This window comes from Methyloceanibacter sp., from assembly GCF_051306395.1.
Taxonomy (GTDB): domain Bacteria; phylum Pseudomonadota; class Alphaproteobacteria; order Rhizobiales; family Methyloligellaceae; genus Methyloceanibacter.
The window spans coordinates 1-4,494 of sequence record NZ_JBPPND010000021.1 but is presented as its reverse complement, the minus strand read 5'-3'; the positions used below and the strand labels follow the sequence as shown (position 1 = coordinate 4,494).

Below are 4,494 nucleotides of genomic sequence, written 5' to 3'. Positions count from 1 at the left end.
TAGGGGGAGGGATTTGGCCGAAGCTCGGAAAGTTCGAGCGCGCGAGCGGCCGCGTCGAACTCGGCTTTCCGAGCTTTCCGGCGCGCTTCGGCTTCCGCGTCCTCGCCCCATCGGCCGATCTGGAAGTCCTCGTCCACATGGGCCGCGTCCCAGGCCTGATCGGGGTTCAGCCGCTTCAGCGCCACGGCCAACCCCAGCAGCGCGGACCTTGTGAGCGATGTCATGACGTGGAGCGCCGCCAGCCCGACATCGTCGAGCTTGGCGATCTCGGGACGCAGCGCCGCGATGGAGCCGTCCGGCTGCGCCACATGCACGATGCCTTGAGACAGGCTGAGCGGTGCGTGGAGCGCTTGCCTGGCCCAGGCGAGCACCGGGTCCCACAGCTCGGCCTGCCGCGCCACGAGCCCCTCCGGCCCGCCGGCGCGATAGCACAGCAGATCGGCGCGGGCATGGGCGAGAATGTCGTCGATCACGTCGTCTCTTTGCCCCGCCACCCCGTCGATCGCGGTGTTGGCCAGCTTGGTGAGCCGCATGGTCTTGGGGTCGATATGCCCGCCTTGCGCCCGCCATTCGTCCGCGATCGCCTCGGCCAGCGCCTTACTAGAAACGGCGAGCGGCGCCTTGCCCGGCGTGCGCACGGGCTTCCCATCAAGCAGAAGCCCGAAGCGGCCACCCTCATCCGCAACCGAAACGTCCTTGTAGAACCGCTTCGGAAGACTCGTCTTTCGTTCGGCCGGTGCCCCGCCGGTCTGGCCGTCGTCGGTCATCCGCGATCCTCGTCGAGGTCATCGGTGTCGCCGCCTTTGGGCGAGAAGCCGAACGCGTCGAAGGCCTGCTCCAGATGCGGCGGGAGCGGCGCGGTCACGTCGACGGTACCTTCCCCGCTTGGATGCGCGAAAGCGATGCGCCGCGCGTGCAGATGAAGCTTCCGCGCGATTCCTTCCGGCAGGTCCTCGCCCGCGGGGTATTTCTCGTCGCCGAGGATAGGATGGCCGAGGATCGCCATATGGGCGCGGAGTTGATGCTGCCTCCCGGTCACGGGCTTGAGCGAGACGAGCGATACCTGCTGCCCGGCGCGGTCGGTCACCGCATAATGGGTCACGGCCGACTGGGCACGGTCCTGCTCCCCGGGGCGCGCTTTCCGGACCCGGTCGCCGTCGGACGTCGCCGCCTTCACCAGCGCTGCCTCGATCTTGCCTTGCGGCGGCTTGGGCACGCCGTGCACCAGCGCCCAATAGACCTTGCGCACCGAGCGCGTCTGGAAGGCGCGGCCGAGCTTCGCCGCCACGCTCCGCCGCTTGGCCACGACCAGCACGCCGGAGGTGTCGCGGTCGAGGCGATGCACCAGGCGCGGCCGCGTCTCAGGTCCATCCCCTAAGCCTTCCAGCAGACGGTCGATATGCTGGGTTGTCTTGGTGCCGCCCTGCACGGCGATGCCCGACGGCTTGTTGAGGATCAGGAGATCGTCGTCCTCGTAGAGTGTGATGTCTTTGAGAAAATCGCGGTCCGCTTTTGAAAGCGCCTTCTTGGCGCCCGGCGGCGGCGGGGCGTCGGGGAGCGGTGGCACGCGCACGCTTTGGCCGGCTTCCAGCCGTGTGCTCGCCTTGGCCCGGCCCCCATCCACCCGCACCTGGCCCGTGCGCAGCAGCTTCTCCAGCCGGCTGTGCGGCAGGCCCGCGTAATGGGTCTTAAACCAGCGGTCGAGCCGCATGCCGTCCTCGTCCTTAGAGACGTTGCGGGTCTCGACGGGGGGCATGGCTTTAGAGCGCGCGCACGATGGCCAGCCCCGCGAACAAGGCGGCGATGGAAAGTCCCACAGATGCAAAGAGATACAGCCCCGCGCTCACATAGGCGTCCCGCTCGTAAAGCAGCGCGAAATCGGCGGAGAAGGCCGAGAACGTGGTGAAGCCGCCGAGCAGCCCCACGGTGAGGAAGGCGCGCAGCTCGGTTCCGACCGTCCAGCGCAGCGCCATGGCCTCGATCAGAAGCCCCATAATAAGGCAGCCAAGCACGTTGACCGTGAGCGTGCCCCACGGAAAGCCGAAGCCGAGCAGGCGTCCCGAAGCGACGCCGACGACATAGCGCGCGGACGCTCCCAGCGCCCCGCCAGCGGCCACGAACAGCATCGTCTTCATCATCAAGCCCCCCTCATGCGCGCACTAGGCCCCGCCCCGCTTGGCCCTGATCTCGGCCCAGCGGTCGAGCCGCTCCTTGACCTCGCGCTCGAAGCCGCGCCCCGTCGGCGAATAGAATTGCTGCCGCTCCACGCCGTCCGGGAAATAGTTCTGTCCTGAGAAGGCGCCCTTCTCGTTGTGATCGTAGGCGTAGTCGCGACCGTAACCTTCCTGCTTCATCAGCGTCGTGGGCGCGTTGAGGATATGCTTCGGCGGCAGCAGCGACCCGCTCTCCTTGGCGACACGTGAGGCCGCGTTGAAGGCCATATAGGCGGCGTTCGATTTCGGCGCGGTCGCCAGATAAACGGTCGCCTGCGCCAGCGCCAGCTCCCCTTCCGGTGTGCCCAGAAAGTCGTAAGCGTCCTTCGCCGCGTTGGCCTGCAGCAGCGCCGCAGGATCGGCGAGCCCGATATCCTCCACCGCCATGCGCACCAGGCGCCGCGCGATATAGAGCGGGTCCTCGCCACCGGCAAACATGCGCGCGAGCCAATAGAGCGCCGCGTCAGGATCCGAGCCACGTACCGATTTATGCAGCGCGCTGATGAGGTTGTAGTGACCGTCTTGACCCTTGTCGTAGATCGGCGCGCGCCGCTGCACCAGCGCCGTCAACGCCTCGCGGTCGACCGGGGCTTTCGCGTCCTTGCCCACGGAAAGAAACACGTCCTCGGCCAGATTGATGAGCCCGCGCCCATCGCCGTCGGCCATGCCGATCAGCGCGGCGCGCGCATCCTCGTCAAGCGGCAGCTTGCGCCCCTCATGGGCCTCGGCGCGTTGAAGCAAGGCTTCAAGCGCGTTGTCGTCGAGCCGCTTGAAGGTGAGCACGCTCGCCCGGGACAGCAGCGCCGAGTTCAGCTCGAAGGACGGGTTCTCCGTGGTGGCGCCGACCAGCACGATGGTGCCGTCTTCCATGTGCGGGAGAAACGCGTCCTGCTGGGCGCGATTGAAGCGGTGGATCTCGTCGATGAAGAGAAGCGTGCCACGCCCCTCGTCGCGCCGCGCACGCGCCGCGTCGAACACTTTGCGCAAGTCCGCCACGCCGGACTGGATTGCCGAGAGTTGCTCGAAATGAAGATCGGTGACCTCGGCCAGCAAGCGCGCGACCGTGGTCTTGCCCGTGCCAGGCGGCCCCCAAAAGATCACCGAGCCAAGACGGCCCGCCCGGACCATGCGCCCCAGCATGCCCTGCCCAAGCAGATGATCCTGGCCAATCACCTCATCGAGGGTCCGAGGGCGCAGACGGTCGGCGAGCGGCCGAGGTGCCGTATCGGCCAGCCCCGCCGCCTCGAACAGAGTCGCCGCGCCCTTCGTCATGGATCAGCCTTCTTCGCTAGCCTTGGATGGCGAGATTGAACACTTTCCCGCCGCGTTCGATAGAGAGCCGCCAGTCGCCGGCAGGCGCCTCCAGGACAACGGCGAGTTGCTTCACCGTCGAGATTTCCTCGTTGTTGACGCCGACGACGATATCACCGCGCCTAAGCCCCAGCCGTCCCGCATTCGAGCGCCGGTCCACATTGATCACCACAACGCCCGCCTTGCCGTCGCCGTCCATGCCAATCTCCACGGCCACCGCTGGTGAGAGATTGGCTACCGTACTGCCGGAAAGCGGATGCGGCCCGCTCAGCTCGCGCACATCCCGCGGCGGGTCTTCGACCGGCGCCATCAAGGTGATGTTGGCCTGCACCTGCTTACCGTCGCGGTAAAGCCCGATCTCCACCGTACCGCCGACCCCCTTGGTGACGAAGCGGTACTGAAAGGCCTCCGGATCCTGAACGGCCTGGCCATCGACGCTCACGACCACATCGCCGACCTTGAGGCCCGCGCGCCGTGCCGGCCCTCTCGCATGAACGCTGGTCACCAGTGCGCCTGCCGGCCGGTCGAGCCCGAGCGACTCGGCGATGTCGGAGGTGAGCGACTGGAGTGAAGCGCCGAACCAGGGACGCTGCACCGTGCCGCCCTTGAGCGCCGACTGAACCACGAGCCGCACCATGTTGGAAGGAATCGCGAATCCGATTCCGTGCGAGCCGCCGCTCTTGGAGAAGATCGCGGTGTTGATGCCCACGAGCTGGCCGCCCATGTCCACCAGCGCGCCGCCCGAATTCCCCGGATTGATGGCCGCGTCGGTCTGGATGAAAAACTGATAGTCGCCTGCAGAAATCTGGGTGCGCGCCAGGGCCGAGACAATGCCCATGGTCACGGTCTGGCCGACGCGATGGGCATCGATCAGGCCCACGGCGTGCTCGTCGCCGATGTCACCGCCGGCAGCCCCGCGGAAAAGGCCGGCATCCTGCGCGGCGACGTCGTTCTGTCCGTCGATGGGCGC

The 4,494-nt window shown here is 67.2% G+C and carries 6 protein-coding genes; 1 reads left to right on the top strand and 5 read right to left on the bottom strand.

Annotated features, from left to right (window positions below; translation table 11 throughout):
- From ACSLE4_RS01965 to ACSLE4_RS01945, 5 genes are all read right to left on the bottom strand, one after another.
- On the bottom strand, positions 1–767 hold a 767-nt coding region (locus ACSLE4_RS01965), incomplete at its 3' end, for an ATP12 family chaperone protein (protein WP_435902809.1).
- Positions 764–1,756: an RluA family pseudouridine synthase gene (locus ACSLE4_RS01960; protein ID WP_435902808.1), complete on the bottom strand. Its 993-nt coding sequence runs from the start codon at positions 1,754–1,756 to the stop codon at positions 764–766. The genes ACSLE4_RS01960 and ACSLE4_RS01965, both read right to left, overlap by 4 nt.
- Before the next feature lie 4 nt (positions 1,757–1,760).
- Positions 1,761–2,135 carry a fluoride efflux transporter CrcB gene (gene crcB, locus ACSLE4_RS01955; RefSeq protein ID WP_435902812.1) on the bottom strand — a complete coding sequence of 125 codons (375 nt, stop codon included), beginning with the start codon at positions 2,133–2,135 and terminating at the stop codon, positions 1,761–1,763.
- 24 nt (positions 2,136–2,159) lie between these two features.
- Complete coding sequence (locus ACSLE4_RS01950) at positions 2,160–3,485, bottom strand: replication-associated recombination protein A (protein ID WP_435902807.1); 1,326 nt, start codon at positions 3,483–3,485, stop codon at positions 2,160–2,162.
- Between the two features lie 16 nt (positions 3,486–3,501).
- Entirely contained in the window at positions 3,502–4,362 is an 861-nt protein-coding gene (locus tag ACSLE4_RS01945) for a PDZ domain-containing protein (RefSeq protein ID WP_435902811.1), read from the bottom strand.
- A gap of 21 nt (positions 4,363–4,383) precedes the next feature.
- Here ACSLE4_RS01945 and ACSLE4_RS01940 point away from each other — a divergent pair.
- On the top strand, positions 4,384–4,494 hold a 111-nt coding region (locus ACSLE4_RS01940; protein WP_435902810.1), incomplete at its 3' end, for a PDZ domain-containing protein.

Excerpts from the sequence above, each read along its gene's own strand:
- ACSLE4_RS01945 (WP_435902811.1), bottom strand. The coding sequence starts at position 4,362 with ATGGGCATTGTCTCGGCCCTGGCGCGCACCCAGATTTCTGCAGGCGAC.
- crcB (WP_435902812.1), bottom strand. The coding sequence starts at position 2,135 with ATGAAGACGATGCTGTTCGTGGCCGCTGGCGGGGCGCTGGGAGCGTCC.
- ACSLE4_RS01950 (WP_435902807.1), bottom strand. The coding sequence starts at position 3,485 with ATGACGAAGGGCGCGGCGACTCTGTTCGAGGCGGCGGGGCTGGCCGAT.
- ACSLE4_RS01960 (WP_435902808.1), bottom strand. The coding sequence starts at position 1,756 with ATGCCCCCCGTCGAGACCCGCAACGTCTCTAAGGACGAGGACGGCATG.